13 protein-coding genes are annotated in these 16,140 nt (G+C 76.5%); 9 read left to right on the forward strand and 4 right to left on the reverse strand.

Going from position 1 to position 16,140, the window contains the following annotated elements; genetic code table 11:
* Positions 1 to 92 precede the first annotated feature (92 nt).
* Together crcB and ACLQ20_RS12090 are read right to left on the reverse strand one after the other, a co-directional pair.
* The gene (crcB, locus tag ACLQ20_RS12085; protein WP_151457127.1) at positions 93 to 455 is read right to left on the reverse strand and encodes a fluoride efflux transporter CrcB; all 363 of its coding nucleotides are present in this window, start codon (positions 453 to 455) and stop codon (positions 93 to 95) included.
* Entirely contained in the window at positions 452 to 949 is a 498-nt protein-coding gene (locus tag ACLQ20_RS12090) for a fluoride efflux transporter FluC (RefSeq protein ID WP_151457126.1), read from the reverse strand. The genes crcB and ACLQ20_RS12090 overlap by 4 nt, the downstream gene beginning before the upstream one ends.
* A gap of 307 nt (positions 950 to 1,256) precedes the next feature.
* On the opposite strand from ACLQ20_RS12090, the gene ACLQ20_RS12095 reads away from it, so the two are divergent.
* From ACLQ20_RS12095 to ACLQ20_RS12110, 4 genes are all read left to right on the forward strand, one after another.
* Positions 1,257 to 1,685, forward strand: coding sequence for a DUF6766 family protein (locus ACLQ20_RS12095; RefSeq protein WP_425855487.1), 429 nt, complete (start codon positions 1,257 to 1,259; stop codon positions 1,683 to 1,685).
* Between the two features lie 90 nt (positions 1,686 to 1,775).
* Complete coding sequence (gene paaI / locus ACLQ20_RS12100; RefSeq protein ID WP_425855489.1) at positions 1,776 to 2,228, forward strand: hydroxyphenylacetyl-CoA thioesterase PaaI; 453 nt, start codon at positions 1,776 to 1,778, stop codon at positions 2,226 to 2,228.
* A gap of 70 nt (positions 2,229 to 2,298) precedes the next feature.
* Entirely contained in the window at positions 2,299 to 3,405 is a 1,107-nt protein-coding gene (locus ACLQ20_RS12105; RefSeq protein ID WP_425855491.1) for a nucleotide disphospho-sugar-binding domain-containing protein, read from the forward strand.
* A 71-nt stretch (positions 3,406 to 3,476) separates the two neighbouring features.
* Positions 3,477 to 4,043: a dienelactone hydrolase family protein gene (locus ACLQ20_RS12110; RefSeq protein WP_151457123.1), complete on the forward strand. Its 567-nt coding sequence runs from the start codon at positions 3,477 to 3,479 to the stop codon at positions 4,041 to 4,043.
* 35 nt (positions 4,044 to 4,078) lie between these two features.
* Here the strand turns inward: ACLQ20_RS12110 and ACLQ20_RS12115 are convergent, their stop codons facing one another.
* Positions 4,079 to 4,972 carry an aldo/keto reductase gene (locus ACLQ20_RS12115; protein WP_151457122.1) on the reverse strand — a complete coding sequence of 298 codons (894 nt, stop codon included), beginning with the start codon at positions 4,970 to 4,972 and terminating at the stop codon, positions 4,079 to 4,081.
* Between the two features lie 137 nt (positions 4,973 to 5,109).
* Positions 5,110 to 7,434 carry an AAA family ATPase gene (locus ACLQ20_RS12120; RefSeq protein ID WP_425855494.1) on the reverse strand — a complete coding sequence of 775 codons (2,325 nt, stop codon included), beginning with the start codon at positions 7,432 to 7,434 and terminating at the stop codon, positions 5,110 to 5,112.
* A 184-nt stretch (positions 7,435 to 7,618) separates the two neighbouring features.
* Between ACLQ20_RS12120 and ACLQ20_RS12125 the strand changes: the two genes are divergently transcribed.
* The 5 genes from ACLQ20_RS12125 (at position 7,619) to ACLQ20_RS12145 (ending at position 16,033) form a co-directional block, all read left to right on the forward strand.
* Positions 7,619 to 10,513: a helix-turn-helix transcriptional regulator gene (locus ACLQ20_RS12125; RefSeq protein ID WP_151457380.1), complete on the forward strand. Its 2,895-nt coding sequence runs from the start codon at positions 7,619 to 7,621 to the stop codon at positions 10,511 to 10,513.
* A gap of 111 nt (positions 10,514 to 10,624) precedes the next feature.
* Positions 10,625 to 11,395 (forward strand): DUF5995 family protein, encoded by a 771-nt coding sequence (locus tag ACLQ20_RS12130; RefSeq protein WP_132234756.1) that lies wholly within the window; start codon positions 10,625 to 10,627, stop codon positions 11,393 to 11,395.
* Positions 11,396 to 11,723: 328 nt separating this feature from the next.
* Positions 11,724 to 12,125, forward strand: a complete 402-nt coding sequence (locus ACLQ20_RS12135; protein ID WP_151457883.1) for a hypothetical protein — start codon at positions 11,724 to 11,726, stop codon at positions 12,123 to 12,125.
* An 85-nt stretch (positions 12,126 to 12,210) separates the two neighbouring features.
* Complete coding sequence (locus tag ACLQ20_RS12140) at positions 12,211 to 14,304, forward strand: amino acid transporter (protein ID WP_327028668.1); 2,094 nt, start codon at positions 12,211 to 12,213, stop codon at positions 14,302 to 14,304.
* A 172-nt stretch (positions 14,305 to 14,476) separates the two neighbouring features.
* Positions 14,477 to 16,033: a hypothetical protein gene (locus ACLQ20_RS12145; RefSeq protein ID WP_425855498.1), complete on the forward strand. Its 1,557-nt coding sequence runs from the start codon at positions 14,477 to 14,479 to the stop codon at positions 16,031 to 16,033.
* Positions 16,034 to 16,140 lie beyond the last annotated feature (107 nt).

Below are 16,140 nucleotides of genomic sequence, written 5' to 3' on the forward strand. Positions count from 1 at the left end.
GGACGCGGGTGAGCGGCTCGGTCGCTGCGGCGGCCCTGGTCGACCTGCGCCTGCCCGACGGGCCGACGGACCCGCGTCGCTGAGCCGCCCGCTCAGCCGGTGGCGGCCCGGGCCAGGGCGAAGCCGGCGGTGGCGGCGCCGAGGCCGGCGGCCACGCTGGCGAGCACGTTGACGAGTGCGAGGAACCGCCGGCCCCGGCGTGCCAGCCGCAGCGTCTCGTACCCGAAGGTCGAGTACGTGGTCAGCGCGCCGCAGAAGCCGGTGCCGAGCAGCGCGCTGACGGCCGGGCCGACGGGCAGCCCCGCCAGGAGACCGAGCAGCAGCGACCCGGCCACGTTGACGGTCAGCGTGCCCCACGGGTAGACGCCGCCGAGCCGGGCCTGCACCGCCCGGTCGGTGAGGTAACGCAGGGGCGCGCCGACGGCCGCGCCGAGCGCGATCAGCAGCACGGTCACCGGCCGGCCCCGCGCTCCGGCCGGCCGTGGCGGGGGGCGTCGAGCAGCCGGCCGGTGACGGCGTCGCCGAGCCAGACCGCGACCAGCGCGCCGAGCAGGGTCGCGGCCAGGTAGCCCAGGGCCACCTCCGGCGCGCCGGCGTCGAGCGCCAGGCGGACGTCCACGGCGTACGTGGCGAAGGTGGTGTAGCCGCCGAGGACGCCCACGCCGAGGAACGGGCGCAGCAGCGGTCGGCGGCCACCGGAGCGCTCCAGCGCCGCCATCAGGACACCGATCAGCAGGCACCCGGTCAGGTTGACGGCGAAGGTCGCCCACGGGAAGCCCGTCGGGCCGTGCGGGACGGCGTGCTGGAGGCCGGCCCTGGCCAGGGCGCCGAGCGCGCCGCCGGCCGCGACGGAGCCGAGCACCCCGCCGGGACGGGCGGCCAGCTCGCCCCGGTCGGCGGGTACGCGCAGGTCGACGTCCGGGTCGACCCGCGGATCCGGTCCGGTCACCTCGCCCTCCCCGCCGGTGCCACGGGGCGGGACCTCGGCGCGCCCGCCAGCCTAGCGTCCGGCGTGGAGCCGTTCGAGCCGCTCGCCCGGCAGCCGGTGCAGCGCGCTGGCGGTGAGGACGGCGTCGTACTCGCGGTGGGGAACGCGGCGTGCCGGTCGGGCCGGTTCAGGTCGGCGGTGACGACGGTGATCCGGTCCCCGAGCAGGGCGCGGGCGTGGCGGGCCGCGCCACGCCGGTGCGCCGTTTTGTCGCGCCTGTCCCGGGGCACAGGCCACCTACCTGGGGATTCGTCGAAAGGGGAGCGCGATGTCCGACACGACGACCTTCGGCGCGCGGCCGGCCGGGGCACCGTCCCGGGGCGGGCGGTCACACCGCCGGGCACAGGGGCCGCCGTTCCGCAGGCCGAGGTGGCCCAGGGCGTACGCCTTCGCGCTGGTGACCGGGGCGCTGTTCCTGCTCTCCTGGATCGCGCAGTTCGTCTTCCAGGCCTCCGTGGCGAGCGACGAGGCGAGCCAGCACGGCCGGTCCTTCGCCTGGGCCGACTTCCTGCCGCAGTTCCTCGCCTCCACCTTCGAGAACTGGCAGTCCGAGTTCCTCCAGTTGATCTGGCAGGCGGCGGGGCTGGCCCTGTTCTACCACTGGGGTTCCTCCCAGTCCCGCGAGTCCGACGAGCGGATCGAGGCGAAGCTGGACGCGCTGCTGCGCGAGCGCGACCTGGACCCGCAGGACCCGTGACGGGTGCCGTCGGTGCGGTGCGGGCAGACGGCGTACGGTACCGGGACCGGCGGTCGAGGGAGCCGCCCCGAAACAGGCGTGGAGCGGTCGATGGGCGGGACGGGGCGGTCGTCGAGCGACGGCGGGACGGCTGAGGGGGCCGGGCGCGACTCCGCGTACGCCATGTTCGCCGCCGACGTCGCCAGCCGGGGGCTCGGCATCGAGCTGGTGGAGGCCGCCGGCGGAGCGGCGGTGGCCCGGATGCGGGTGACCGGCGCGATGGTCAACGGCCACGCCATCGCCCACGGCGGGTTCGTGTTCCTGCTCGCCGACACCGCCTTCGCGCTGGCCTGCAACAGCCACGGCCCGGCCACCGTCGCCGCCGGCGGCGAGATCAGCTTCGTCCGTCCCGCCCACGAGGGTGACCTGCTGACGGCGCACGCCACCGAGCGCACCCGGTACGGCCGCAGCGGCATCTACGACGTCACCGTCACCCGGGACGACGGCGCGGTGGTGGCCGAGTTCCGGGGCCGCAGCCGGACCCTTCCCCCGACCGCCGGCTGAACCCGCCGCCGTCCGAACCGCGTCGTCCGGTGCCCCCACGAGGGGCTCCGCCGGGGCTAGCATCGGCGCGGTGCGAGTACTGGTGGTCTCCGCGCCGTTGATCGGGCACGTCGCTCCGCTGCTGCCGCTGGCCGCCGCACTGCGCGACGCCGGGCACGAGGTGCTCGTCGCCACCGCCGCCGACGGGCTGCGGGCGGTGCGCCCCGGGCTGCCGGCGCGCGACGTCGCGCCCGCGTTCGACTTCGGACGCATCGCCCGCCGCGTGCTGCTGCGCCACCCGCTGACCGCGCGGGCCGAACTGGCCGGCACCGCCGGCACCCGGGGCGCCGGGCTGCTCTTCGGCGCCGTCAACGACCAGCTCGCCGACGGGGTGGTCGCCCTCGCCGGGCAGTGGAGACCCGACCTGGTGGTCCACGAGCCGTTCGCGGTGGCCGGCGCTCTCGCCGCCGCGACGCTCGGCGTGCCCGCCGTACGCCAGGAGAACGCCCTCTTCGACGGCCGCGAGCTGGCCCGGGCGACCCTGGCGCGGCTGGGCCCGGCGCTGCGCAGGCACGGCCTGACCGAGCTGCCGCCGCCGGCCGCCGCGATCGCCGTCGCCCCGCCCAGCGTGCTGCGTCAGGACGGCTGGCCGATGCGCTACGCCACCGAGGCGGGCGGCGAACTGCCGGACTGGCTGCGCGAGCCGGGGGAGCGGCCACGGGTGCTGGTCAGCCGCAGCACCGTCGCCGGCCCCGGCAGCGCTGGACCGATGCCGGCCGTCGTCGCCGTCGCCGACCGGGTCGACGCCGAGTTCGTGCTGGTCCGCCCGGAGGCGCGGCTGGCCCGCCGGGCGCTGCCCGGCAACGTGCGTACGGTCGACTGGATCCCGGTCCCCGCGGCCCTGCCGGCGAGCGCGGCACTGGTCCACCACGGCGGCGCGGGCAGCGTCCTGAGCGCGCTGATCGCCGGGGTGCCGCAGCTGGCCACCGTCGGGGCGGGCGACCGGCGGCACAACGCCGAGCTGGTGGCCGCGCGTGGGGCCGGCATCGCCGCCCGCACCCGCGACATCACCGCCGACACCCTGACCCGGCTCGTCACCGACACCGCGCTGCGCGACGCGGCGCGGCAGGTCAGCGCCGAGATCGCCGCCATGCCGGCGCCGGGCGAGCTGGTGCGGCGACTGGAATCGCTGGGCTGACCCGGCCTCGCGTCGGCGGCGGGTCAGCGCGGCGGCCCGGCCCCGTCGCATTCGTCAGACAGAATGTCCCGATGGGACACGTCGTGCTGTTTCATTCCGCCTACGGGCTGCGACCCGCCGTGTTGACGGCCGCCGACCGGCTGCGCGCCGCCGGCCACCACGTCGTCACCCCCGACCTCTACGGCGCGCCGGCCGTCGACACGATCGAGGCGGGCTTCGCCCTGCTCGGCGAGGTCGGCGAGGTGGCCGTGATGGGCCGGGCCAGGGCGGCGCTGCACGAGGCGCCGCCCGAGGCGGTGCTGGCGGGGTTCTCCATGGGGGCCGCGGTGGCCGGCGCGCTGCTGGCCGAGCGCCCCGCCGCCGCCGCGCTGTTGCTGTTGCACGGCGCCGGCGGTGCGCCGGAGGCGGTCCGTCCGGGCCTGCCGGTGCAGCTGCACATGGCCGACCCGGACGAATACCCCCCGGAGCCCGAGCTCGGCCGGTGGCAGCGGGCGATCACCGGCGCGGGCGCGGAGCTGAGCGTCCACCGCTATCCCGGCGTCGGTCACCTCTACACCGATCCCGACCTGCCCGACCACGACCCGGCGGCCGCCAGCCGGACGTGGGAGCGGGCGGTCGCCTTCCTCGACGGTCGCTGACGCGCCACCACGCCGCGCGGGCGGGGCGCCCGCGGTCAGCGGAGGCGGGCCAGGTCCTCGGGGGTGAGCCGGATCGCCCCGGCTGCCACGTTCTGCGCCAGGTGCGCCGGGTCGCCGGTGCCGGGGATGGCCAGCACGTGCGGCCCCTGGTGCAGCGTCCAGGCCAGGCGGATCTGGTGCGGGGTCGCGCCGTGCGCGCGCGCCACCGCCCGTACGGCCTCGTCGTGGTCGTCGCCCGCGCCCGCCTCCCGCCCGGCGCCCGCGATCGCGAAGAACGGCACGAAGGCGATCCCCCGCTCGCCGCAGACCCGCAGCAGCTCGTCGGCCCACCGGTTCACGTCGAGGGCGTACGCGTTCTGCACGCACACCACCGGCGCGATGTCCCGCACCTCGTCCAGGTGATCCACCCGCACGTTGGACAGGCCGAGATGCCGGATCAGCCCGGCGTCGCGCAGCTCGGCCAGGGCGGCGAAGCGCTCCGCCACCGAGTCCCGCCCGGGTCGCCGGACGATCCGCAGGTTCACCACGTCCAGGTGGTCCCGGCCCAGGCGGCGCAGGTTCTCCTCCACCTCCCGGCGCAGCTCCGCCGGGCCCAGTTCGCGGTGCCCGGTCGCCTCGTCGAAGGACGGCCCGACCTTGGTGGTGACGACCAGGTCGTCCGGGTACGGCGCGAGGGCCTCGCGGATCAGGTCGGTCGCGTACCGGGGCGAGCCGGTGCCGACGCCGAGCGGCCCGCCCGGCGAGACGTAGAAGGCGGCGGTGTCGATGTGGTTGACGCCCAGCTCGACGGCCCGGCGCAGGACGCGGACGGCGCGCGCCCGGTCCGGGTCGACGGTGAGCCGCATGGAGCCGAACCCCATCCGGTGCACGGTCCGGTCGCCGAGCGTCCAGGTACCGGCGGCGGAGGCGGTGATCTCTTCGACAGGCATCGGGCGAACCTAGCCAGCCGACCCCGAGGCGCGCACTCGGTCGGTCGCCCGATACCGCCCGGATCGAATTCCCGTTAGTTTGGATCGTGGGGGAGATCCCCTGGCCGCCCCCTCCCCGCGTCCAACACACCGCCCGCTCACGCCGCGACCGGCCTGCCGCGCGGCAGGACCCACCTCGGCCGCTGCCCGCGCCCCTGCCGCCGCGCCGAACCGCCCGCCCCGAGGGCTGCCGTCGCAGCGGGGCCGGCCGGGTGCTCGGCGAGGTCGTCGGCCGTGCCGGCGGTGGACTTGCCGGTCTTCAGGTCGATGGCGACGCGGTCGCGCGCGGTCGACGGGGCGGGGCCGGCCGAGGGGCGGCGATCGCGGGCCGCGATCCAGCCGTGCAGCTCCACCACCCGGCCGCCCCCGACACGTTCCGCGGGGACGGCGACCAGCGGACCGGGCGCGGAACGCGCCCCCGGCAGCACCGCGATCCGGGGCACGTCGGCGACCCGGGGCACGTCGGCGACCCGGGGCACGTCGGCGACCAGGGGCACGTCGGCGACCTGGAACGCGCGGGCGGGCCGGGGCGGGGCAGCGAGACGGGGCGCGGCGGCGGGCCCCCGCAGTGGTGCCGGGTGCGACCCGCGAGCGTTCCGGGCCGGCGGGCGGTCGGCGTCGGCGCGCGCCGGCACCGGCGGCACCTGGGCGGTGGGGGCGTGCACGACCACGGGCACCGAAGGGGCGTCCGACTCCGCCGGCCGCCCGGCCCGGCGGGCGAACGCGGCCCGCGCCGCCCTCGGCAGCCGGGCGTACGCGACCTCGCGGACCACCGCGTCGGCGACGGCGTACCGGCCGTCGGGGCGGGTGACCAGCAGACCCGTCGCGGCCAGGGCGCGCAGCACCGGGGCGGCCCGCCCGGGAGCCCAGTCGAGCAGGCGCGCCACCGTCGCGGCGGTGATCCCCGCGCCGACGGTCGCGACGGCCATCAGCACGGCCCGCCGCGCCCCGTCCAGGCGGTCCAGCCGGGCGTCGACCTCCCGGCGCACCGCCTCCGGCACGGACCGCGCCGCGTCCGGCGACGCCACGTACGCGACGGCCCGCCCCGGGTTGCCGCCGACCAGCGGCAGGAGCCGGGTGATCGCCGCCGCCGTCGGCCGGTCGGCCCGGCCGAGCAGGTGCCGCAGCAGCCGTCCGGTCTCCACCGGGCGCAGCGGCGGCACCGCCAACCGGTGCCGACGGTCCCGCGGGCCGGGCAGCGCGCCCGTCCACTCGGCACGGTGCAGGGTCACCACCACCAGCGGCAGCGACCGCGCGGTGGCCGCCGCGAAGAGCCGGTGCAGGAAGCGGTGCAGCGTCGCGGTGGCCCGGTCGAGGTCGTCCACCGCCACCATCACCGGCTGCCGGGCCGCGAGCCCCAGCAGCGCCTCCCGCGCCACCTCGGCGCCCCGCGCCGCGTCGCCGGAGCCGTCCGGCGTGCCCAGCAGCGCCTCCAGCGCGTACACCGCCTCGGTCAGGCCGGCGGGCGGCACCAGGTCCGTGAGGGCGGCGGTGAGTCGTCGCCGTACCGTCGCGGGCGGCTCGCCGGCGCGGAGGCCGGCGAGCCCGCGCACCAGGTCCGCGACGGGCGCCAGGGGCTGCGGGTACGGCGGGCAGTGCGCGACGCACCAGCGCACCGGCACCCCGTCCACGGTCCGTACCGCCCGGGTCAGTTCGTGCAGCAGCCGGCTGCGCCCGCTGCCGGCGGGACCGACCAGCGACAGCCAGCGCGGGTCGCGGCCCCGCACGGCCCGGACGATCAGGTCCCGGGCGGCGGCCAGTTCCCGTCGCCGCCCGACCAGCGGCCCCTCGTGCCGGGTCGGGGCCTGTCGGGTGGTGCCGGTGGCGTGCCACACGTCGACTGGCAGCGCCTTGCCGGCCAGGGCCACCGGCGGTACGCGGCGCTGGTCGACCAGCCCCACGGTGGCGCGGTGGGTGGCCGCGCAGAGCGCCACCCCGCCCGGCGGGGCGTACTCCTGCAACCGCGCGGCGGTGGTGATCACCGCGCCGCTGGCGACGCCGTGCCCGCCGTCGCGCGCCGCGGCGAGGTCCACCAGCGCCTCACCGGTGGCCACCCCGGCCCGGACCCGGAGGCGCGGCGCGCCGGGCGGCGGTCGCCGGTCGAGGGCCCCCTGGATCTCCAGCGCCGCCCGCACCGCCCGGTACGCGTCGAAGCCGTCGGACCGGCGGGCCCCGAACAGGGCCATCACCGCGTCGCCGACGTACTTCTCGACCACCCCGTGCCACCGGCGCAGCACCCCGCCCACGGTGTCGAAGTAGGCCCGTTGCAGGATCCGCACGTCCTCGGGGTCGAGCCGCTCGACGAGCGCGGTCGACCCGACGATGTCGACGAACAGCACGGTGACGAGGCGTTTCTCCTCCGGTACCGGCCAGCCTGCCGAGGTGGACCGCTGCGAACCGGCGACGATGGTGGCCATGGGCATCGCACCCGCCTTCCCCACGGTGCTGACGACGCCTCGGACACTGTCACCGATGGGCCGACGGGGGATCTGCCGAACGACGTATGTCCACCCTGCGCAACCGTCGGTCGCGATCTCGACGCGAGGAGTACCACAGGCGTGAAAGACCCGTAGAACGGTGCGGGGGCACTTGACTAGGCTGCGTGCCATGGCCAGCGACGTGGACACCGCACCACTCGTCGGCCGGGCCGACCTGGTGACGACGGTACGATCCGTGCTGCTCGACGACGTCACGCAGGGGAACACCGCCGCCGTCTTTCTCACCGGCGAGAGCGGCGTCGGCAAGACCCGGCTGCTGCGCGAGGTGGGCACCCGGCTGCGCGACGCCGGGGCCCTGGTGCTCACCGGCTCCTGTCTGGACATCGGCGACGCCTCGCCCCTGCACCCGCTGCTCCAGGCGCTGCGCCGCCTCGACGCCGAACTGACCGGTGCCCAGGCCCGGACGTCCTCGGCGGTCCGTGACCTCCTCGGGGTGTTCGCCGAGGAGACCGCCGGCCCGGACGGCGCCGGGGCGCTGCTGGAGCGGGTCTCGCGGGGGCTGCACCTGATCGCCGAGGGGCGCCGGCTGGTGCTCGTCCTGGACGACCTCCAGTGGGTCGACCGCAGCACCCGCCAGCTGCTGCTCTACCTGCTGGCCGGGTTGGGCGACCTCCAGTTGTCGGTGCTCGCGGCGGTGCGGGCGGAGTCGTTGCAGGGCGCGCACCCGCTGCGCCGCGTGCTCACCGAGCTGCGCCGGCTGCGTACGGTGCGGGTGCTCGACCTGGCCCCGCTGGACCGGGCCGGCACCGACCGGCTCGCCACCGCCGTGGTCGGCCGCGCACTGACCCCGGAGGCGGCGGAGCTGGTGTGGCGGCGCAGCGGCGGCAACCCGTTCGTGGTGGAGGAGCTGGCCCGCGACCTGCGCGACGGGCGGGACGAGCTCTCCGACACGCTGCGCGAGATCTTCCTGGCCCGGGTGGACGCGCTGCCGCAGCACGCGCACGCCGTGGTGCACGCGGTGGCGGCCGGCGTCGAGCCGGTGGGGCACTGGCTGCTGGCCCGGGTGGTGCGGCTGCCCGAGGACGAGCTGATCGAGGCGGCTCGGGCGGCGGTCGCCCACCGGCTGCTGGTGAGCGCGGACGACGGCTACCGGCTGCGGCACCGGCTGGTCGCCGAGGTGCTGGAGCACGAGCTGCTGACGGCCGAGCGGGCCGCCCTGCACCGCCGCTACGCCGAGGCGCTCACCGCGGCCCCGGCGGAGCTGCACCAGGCGCGCCTGGCGCACCACTGGCGACTGGCCGGCGAGCCGGCGCGGGCGTTGCCGGCGGCGATGGCCGCGGCCCGGGAGGCCGAGCGGCTGCACGGCTGGGCCGAGGCGCACCGGCACTGGTCGGTCGCGTTGCAGCTGGCCGCCGCGCCGGGCGTCGCACCGCCGGAGGTGGACCGGGTCACGCTGCTCAGGCACGCCGCCGAGGCCGCCCACCACTGCGGCGAGCACGCCCGGGCGCTGACGCTGATCGAGGAGCTGGCCGCCGCCGACGCCGACCCGTCGGCCTGCGCGCTGCGCATCCGCCGGGCCCGCTACCTGGCCGCCGCCGGCCGCTCGGCGCCGGCCGAGGCGGAGTACCAGCTGGCCCTGGAGGCCGCCGACTGCACGCCCCGGGAGCGGGCCACGGCCGCGGCGCACCTGGCCGAGCTGCTGCTGCACCTCGGCCGGTACGCCGACGCCGGCCGGCGGGCCCGGGAGGCGCTGGAGCTGTCCGCCGAGGTGCCGGGCTCCACGTCGGAGGTGGTGCTGGCCAGCGCCGCGCTCGGCTTCTCCGAGGCGTACCTGGAGGACCCGGACGCCGGGCTGGCGGTGATGCGCCGCGCGCTGGAGACCGCCGAGCGTTCCGGCCGCCCGGAGGACGTGGCGTGCGCGTACCTGCACCTGGCCGAGCTGTTGACCGGCCCGCTGAACGTCCTGGAGGAGGGCGTCGTGGTGGCCCGCCGGGGCGCCGAGCGGATGGCCGAGCTCGGCCTGGGCCGCACGTACGAGACCCGGCTGCTGGCCATCGCCACCAACGGGCTGTTCCGCGTCGGGCAGTGGGCCGAGGCGGAGAAGGTGGTCGCGGCGGCGTTGCGGCACCGCCCCTCCGGCGCGGACGCGGTGGAGCTGCTGTTGGCACGCTGCCGGCTGTCGGTGGGCTACGGCGACGTCGAGGCCGCCGACCGCGACCTGGACGCGGTGGCCACGATGCTCGCCGGCGGCGGGGCGCGGCACGTGATCCCGCTGCTCACCCTGCGGGCGGGGCTGGCCATGTGGCAGGGCCGGCACGACCTGGCCCGGCAGGCGGTGCAGCGCGGCCTGACCGAGAGCCGCTCCGACGACGTGGGGATCCTCGCCGCGCTGGTGTGGCACGGCCTGCGGGCCGAGGCCGAGGCGCACGCCGGCCGCGCCGTGGCCGTCGACCCGACGGCGGTGCGGCGGCTGCGGGAGGTGGCCGACCGGGTCGCCCGCAAGAGCGAGCACGCCGCCCGCCCGGTACGCGACGTGGTGGACGGCTTCCTGGCGCTGTGCGCCGCCGAGGTGAGCCGCCTGGAGAGCAGCGACCCGGAGCTGTGGGCCCGCTCGGTGGCGCAGTGGGACCGCCGTCACCACCCCTACCCGGCGGCCTACTCGCGGCTGCGGCAGGCGGAGGCGCTGCTGGCCCGGCGCAGCCGCAGCGCCACCGCGGGCAAGCTGCTTCGCCAGGCGTACGAGGTGGCGCAGGGGCTCGGCGCGGTGCCGCTGACCTCGGAGATCCGTACCCTCGCCGGTCGGGCGCGGGTGTCGCTGGAGGAACGTCCGGCCACCGGCGCTCCGGCCGCCGGGGCGGACGGCGACGAGCTGGCGGCGCTGACGGCCCGGGAGCGGGAGGTCCTCGCCGCCGTCGCCGAGGGGCTCACCAACCGGGAGATCGGCCAGCGGCTGTTCATCAGCGAGCGCACCATCGGCGTGCACGTCTCGCACATCTTCGACAAGCTCCAGGTCCGCACCCGGGTGCAGGCCAGCGCGATCTTCCTACGCAACCGGCCCGGCTGACGCGCGGCGCGGATACGTCGTTCTACTGATCCGGCCGGCCGTCGCCGGCTGGCAGGCTGTGCTGCGTCGCCGACGGCACGGGGGTGCCGGGGGAACCACTGTGGAGGAGAGATGACGGAACCGGTGTGGGGGCCCGTGCATCGGGACATCGTCGATCTGCTCGCCGACCATCCGGCCGACGTGCCGGCGGTGGTCGACCACCTCACCAAGCTCCAGGACATGCTGGTCCGGCTGCCTCCGCTGGAGGCGAGCTGCCCGCTGGCCGACTTCAACCGGCTGTACCTGACGATCACCGAGAGCGTGCTGAACGGGCTCTACGACGACCGGTTCTCCGACCCGGTGTTCCTGTCCCGGCTCGACGTGGAGTTCGCGGCCCGCTACTTCGACGCGATGCGGCTGTGGACCGACTCCAGCCCGGGTACGCCGAAGGCCTGGGCCTGCCTGTTCCAGCGGATGCGCGGGCCGGACGCCCGCCCGCTGCCGTCGGCGGCCGCCGGGGTGAACGCGCACATCAACTTCGACCTGCCGTTCGCGTTGGTGACCACGTTCGACAGCCTGGAGTCGGAGCCGGTGGACGGCACCGACCAGCACCGCGACTACCTGGAGATCAACAAGATCTTCGCGGACAAGATCCCCGGTCTGCGGCGCGGCTACCTGGAGCGGTGGCAGCTGCTCATCGACATGCTCAACGGCGACATCGACGACTGGTACCAGGGGGAACTGGTCGAGTACACCCGCGACGTCGCCTGGCGCAACGCGCAGAAGATCTGGCGGTGCCGGCACGACCCGGCCGCCCACGAGTGCGAGCGCGCGCGGCTGGACGACACCGCCGCGGCGCTCGGTCGGTTGCTGCTCTCGCCCCTCGGGGCGTTCCTGCAGTAGCCGTGACGGGGGGTCCCCGCGCTCCGCACCCGGCACCCGGCGGAGCGCGGGGACACGTCCCCGCCGGACCAGGGCTCGTCGTCGGGGGGCGGCGGGCCCGGGTCGGGGAACGGTCCGCGCGGCCCGGGGGGTCCGCGCGGCCCGGAGCGGGGACGAGGGGTTCGCGGGTCGGCCGGCCCGGGGGGTGTCGGCCGGCCCGCACGGGGTACGCCCGCGCCATGAGTCACCCGGCCCGTCGGCCCGCCGCCCGACCCCGTCCCCGGCCCGTCGCCCCGCCCCGTCCCGCCCGACCGGGCGACGCCCGCCCCACCACCCGGGGCGGCGCGCGATGACCGCCGAGGCGCACCGGTTCGCGTTCCGCTTCGACCCGGTCTTCCGGCCGGCGCTCGCGCTGGTGGGCGTCCGGCCGGCAACCGCCTGGGTCGGCGTCGACCGGGCCGAGCTGGTGGTCCGGTTCGGCCCGTGGCAACTGCGCACCGCCCGGGACAACGTCGTCGGCGTCGCGCCCACCGGGCCGTACCGCTGGTGGCGGGGGATCGGCGTGCGTCTCTCGCTGGCCGACGCCGGCGTCACCTTCGCCAGCAGCACCGCCGCCGGGCTCTGCCTGCGCTTCGCCGAGCCGGTGCCCGCCCTGCTGCCCGGCGGGTGGCTGCGGCACCCGGGGGCGACGGTCACCGTGGCCGATCCCGACGCCCTGGCCCGGGTGCTGGCCGCCCGCGACGGCGACTGAGCCGTCCCGGCTTCACCGTTCGGGCGGGCGGCCGGCCGGCGACCGCCTACGGTCGGGTCAGGACGGCCGAGGGTGGGGAGGGGGCATGCGTGACGAGCACGGGCCGAGGTCGCGGCGCACGCGTGGTCGCCGGCCGCCGCCCGCCGGCCCGCCACGGGACCTGCGCGCCGCCCGGGACCCCACCCGCCCCGGCGACCGCGCCGGGCGCCCGGTCGCCGTCCCCGAGGCGCAGGCCAGCCCCGCCCGGCCCGCCGCGCCGCTGAGCCCGCTGCGCCGGTGGCTGTTCGCGCACCAGGTGCAGCCGGTCGGCCCCGAGGCGGCGGAGGGGCAGGCCCGCTCGCGGGCGTGGTGGCAGGTCATGTGCCTGACCGGGGTGGACTACTTCTCCACCCTGTCGTACCTGCCCGGGATCGCGGCGGTGGCCGCCGGGGCGCTCTCCCCACTGGCCACCCTGCTCATCGTCGCGCTGACGCTGTTCGGCATGCTGCCCATGTACCGCAGGGTGGCCCGGGAGAGCCCGCACGGGCAGGGCTCGGTGGCGATGCTGGAGCGGCTGCTGCCGTTCTGGCGCGGCAAGATCTTCGTGCTGGTCCTGCTCGGCTTCGTGGCCACCTCCTGGATCATCACGATCACTCTCTCCTCGGCCGACGCGACCGTGCACCTGCTGGAGAACCCGCACATGCCCGAGAGCGTCGGCGGCACCGGCGTGGCCGTCGGCGTCACCGTCGTACTGCTGCTCGTCCTCGGCGGGGTGTTCCTGCTCGGCTTCCGGGAGGCGGTCACGGTGGCCGTCCCGCTGGTGGCGGTCTTCCTGGCCCTGAACGCGCTGATCGTGGCGGACGGGCTGGCCGGGATCGCGGCGGACCCGCGGCTGCTGTCCGACTGGACCGCCGCGCTGACGGTCGGTGGTGGCCCGGGGGAGGTTGCGGTGACCGCCGTGCTGGCGTTCCCGCTGCTGGTGCTGGGGCTGTCCGGCTTCGAGACGGGGGTGAGCATGATGCCGCTGGTGGCGGGCGGGGGCGCGGACCGCGAGGCGCGGCTGGCGGCGCGGATCCGCAACACCCGTCGGCTGCTCACCACCGCCGCGCTGGTCATGTCGGTGTACCTGGTCTCGACCACCCTCGTGACCACCGTGCTGATCCCCGCCCGGGAGTTCGGGCCGGGCGGGGCCGCGAACGGCCGGGCGCTGGCGTACCTCGCCCACGAGCGCCTCGGCGAGACCTTCGGCACCGTCTACGACGTCAGCAGTGCGCTGATCCTCTGGTTCGCGGGCGCCTCCGCGATGGCCGGCCTGATCAACATCGTGCCCCGCTACCTGCCCACCTACGGGATGGCGCCGGAGTGGGCCCGGGCCGTGCGGCCGGTCGTGATCGTCTACACCGTGGTCAGCGTCGCCATCACCCTGATCTTCCGGGCCGACGTCAACGACCAGGCCGGGGCGTACGCCACCGGCATCCTCGCGATGATGGTCTCCGCCGCCGTGGCGGTCACGATCTCCGCGGCCCGCCGCCGGGAACGCGTCGCGGCCGGCGGCTTCGCCGTGCTCACCCTGGTCCTGCTGTACGCCCTCGCCGAGAACGTCGTCGCGAAGCCGGACGGCATCGCCATCTCCGCGCTGTTCGTCCTCGGCATCGTGGCCGTCTCGCTGGTCTCGCGGGTGACCCGGACCACCGAGCTGCGCACGGACCGGATCGAGTTCGACGAGCCGGCCCGCCGGTTCATCGCCGAGTCGGTGGCGCACGACGGCCGACTGCACCTCATCGCGCACAAGCGGGCGGGCGGCGCGGTCAAGGAGTACACGGTCAAGGAACGGGCGCAGCGGTCGATGAATCCCGTGCCCGGCGAGGGCGACATTCTCTTCCTGGAGATCGACGTGGTCGACCCGTCGGACTTCAGCCAGGTGCTGCGGGTGCGCGGCGTGGAGGTGGGTGGCTTCCGGGTGCTGCGGGCCGGCAGCCCGGCCGTCCCCAACGCCATCGCGGCGATCCTGCTGGCGCTGCGCGACGCCACCGGCGTACGCCCGCACGCCCACTTCGAGTGGTCGGAGGGGAACCCGCTCGCGCACCTGCTGCGCTATCTGATCCTCGGCCGCGGCGACACCCCGCCCGTCGTACGGGAGATCATCCGCAAGTCCGAGCCGGACCCCGCCCGCCGGCCCGGCATCCACGTCGGCGGCTGACCGCGCTGCGCTCCCTCGCCCCTGTCGAGGTGAATAGTCCGCTTATTCACGTTTGACGGACCTGCCCGATTCTCGTCCGTATCGTGACCTCCGGTGGCTGTCGCGACGTCAGCCGCCCCGCGTCCCGTTCGACGCGGCCGTGGCACGCATGCACGAGAGGCAGGGAAGCCTGATGACGACGTATCAAGGGGGCCGGCGGGCAGCACCACTCAGGCGGCGGTCGAGGTGGTTCTTAGCCGGCGGCCTCGTGGCGGGCAGCCTGGTGGCGGGGGCGGCCGGGCTCACGGATGGCGCCGCCTTCGCCGCCGACCGGGACATGCCGACCGCCTCGCCGACGCCGTCGCCGACGCCGTCGTCGTCGCCGTCGCGGTGGGCCGGCGACCACTCCGGTGAGCCCCGCGGCGACGCCGTCGAGGACCGTGACCAGGCGCGCGAGGAGCGGCGCGGCGGGCAGCGGGACGACCGCCCCGGACGGCCGGGCCAGGGGAACCGCGCGGAGGTCGCGGTGCCGTGCGACTCGACGAAGCTGATCTCGGCGCTGGTCCGGGCCAACGCCGAGGGCGGCGCCGACCTGCGGCTGGCGTCGAAGTGCACGTACGAGCTGACCCACGCCTTCCAGCAGCCCGACGAGTACGACGGCGGGATCCGCGACGCCCGGGAGACCGCCGACAGCGCCGAGAACCCCGGCGACGCCGAGGCGCCCCCGCGCAACCCGAAGCACGACCGGGCCGGGCTGCCCGTCATCTACCACCCGATCTCCGTCCGGGGCGAGGGGGCCACCATCGTCCGGAACGGGCACGCCGAGGCGTTCCGGTTCTTCACCGTCCGCGACGGCGGGGAACTGACGCTCTCCGACGTCGTACTCCGCAACGGCCTCTCCGCCGCCGAGGGTGGCAGCATCCACGTCGTGCACGGCGCGTCCGCCGTGGTCGAGCGCACCACGATCGTCGACAGCACCTCCCTCTCGGCGGAGGGGGGCGGGGGCGGGATCTTCAACGACGGGCACCTGGTGGTCACCGGGAGCACGTTCGTCGACAACCACGCCGCCGGCACCGCGGGCAAGGGCGGGGGCCTGCTCAACGGTGGCGTGCTGAGCCTGGAGAACTCGCAGTTCCGGGGCAACAGCGCCGTCGCGTACGGCGGCGGCTTCGCCAACTACCGGGGCGCGGCAGAGGTGCACTCGAGCACCTTCGCGCGCAACAACGCGGCGCAGGGCGGCGGCCTCGCCAGCTTCTCGGCCCGTACCCGGGTCGCCGACACGAAGGTGGTGGGCAACACCGCCCAGACCGGCGGCGGCATCGCCAACTCGGACGCGCTGATCTTCCTGCGCGGCCTGGAGGTACGCGACAACACCGCCACGGGCAACGGCGGCGGCATCTCCACCGTCCAGGGCCTGCTCCCGCTCGACGACAGCATCGTGTCGGGCAACACGGCGCGCGGCTCCGGCGGCGGCATCCACGCCCAGAAGTCGAACGTCCTGCTGCGCCACAGCGAGATCCACCGCAACCACGCCGTCGGTGCGAAGTCCACGGGCGGCGGCGTCTTCGCGTCGCAGGGCCGGCTCGCCCTGTACTCCAGCAGGGTGGCCGGCAACGTCGCCACCGTGAAGCCGAGCGGCCTCCTCGTCGACAAGGCGCAGGTCAAGGTCGACGACGAGACCGACATCATCGACAACGAGCCGACCAACTGCGAGGGCAGCCGGGTGCCGGTCGCGAACTGTTTCCGGTGACCCGCCGCGGGCCGTCCCGGCCGGGACGGCCCGCCCCGCCCGGGGCGCGTCCGGCATCGCCGGCGATCATCGCGATCGCGGCGGAGGGTGCCGGACGCGCCCCGCGC

This window comes from Micromonospora sp. DT46, from assembly GCF_049841735.1.
GTDB classification, from domain to species: domain Bacteria; phylum Actinomycetota; class Actinomycetes; order Mycobacteriales; family Micromonosporaceae; genus Micromonospora; species Micromonospora reichwaldensis.

What these genes read in the sequence shown, in the direction of transcription:
- ACLQ20_RS12095 (WP_425855487.1), top strand. Translation starts at nt 1,257, where the DNA reads ATGTCCGACACGACGACCTTCGGCGCGCGGCCGGCCGGGGCACCGTCC.
- paaI (WP_425855489.1), top strand. Translation starts at nt 1,776, where the DNA reads ATGGGCGGGACGGGGCGGTCGTCGAGCGACGGCGGGACGGCTGAGGGG.
- ACLQ20_RS12110 (WP_151457123.1), top strand. Translation starts at nt 3,477, where the DNA reads ATGGGACACGTCGTGCTGTTTCATTCCGCCTACGGGCTGCGACCCGCC.
- ACLQ20_RS12115 (WP_151457122.1), bottom strand. Translation starts at nt 4,972, where the DNA reads ATGCCTGTCGAAGAGATCACCGCCTCCGCCGCCGGTACCTGGACGCTC.
- ACLQ20_RS12120 (WP_425855494.1), bottom strand. Translation starts at nt 7,434, where the DNA reads ATGCCCATGGCCACCATCGTCGCCGGTTCGCAGCGGTCCACCTCGGCA.
- ACLQ20_RS12125 (WP_151457380.1), top strand. Translation starts at nt 7,619, where the DNA reads ATGGCCAGCGACGTGGACACCGCACCACTCGTCGGCCGGGCCGACCTG.
- ACLQ20_RS12130 (WP_132234756.1), top strand. Translation starts at nt 10,625, where the DNA reads ATGACGGAACCGGTGTGGGGGCCCGTGCATCGGGACATCGTCGATCTG.
- ACLQ20_RS12135 (WP_151457883.1), top strand. Translation starts at nt 11,724, where the DNA reads ATGACCGCCGAGGCGCACCGGTTCGCGTTCCGCTTCGACCCGGTCTTC.
- ACLQ20_RS12140 (WP_327028668.1), top strand. Translation starts at nt 12,211, where the DNA reads ATGCGTGACGAGCACGGGCCGAGGTCGCGGCGCACGCGTGGTCGCCGG.
- ACLQ20_RS12145 (WP_425855498.1), top strand. Translation starts at nt 14,477, where the DNA reads ATGACGACGTATCAAGGGGGCCGGCGGGCAGCACCACTCAGGCGGCGG.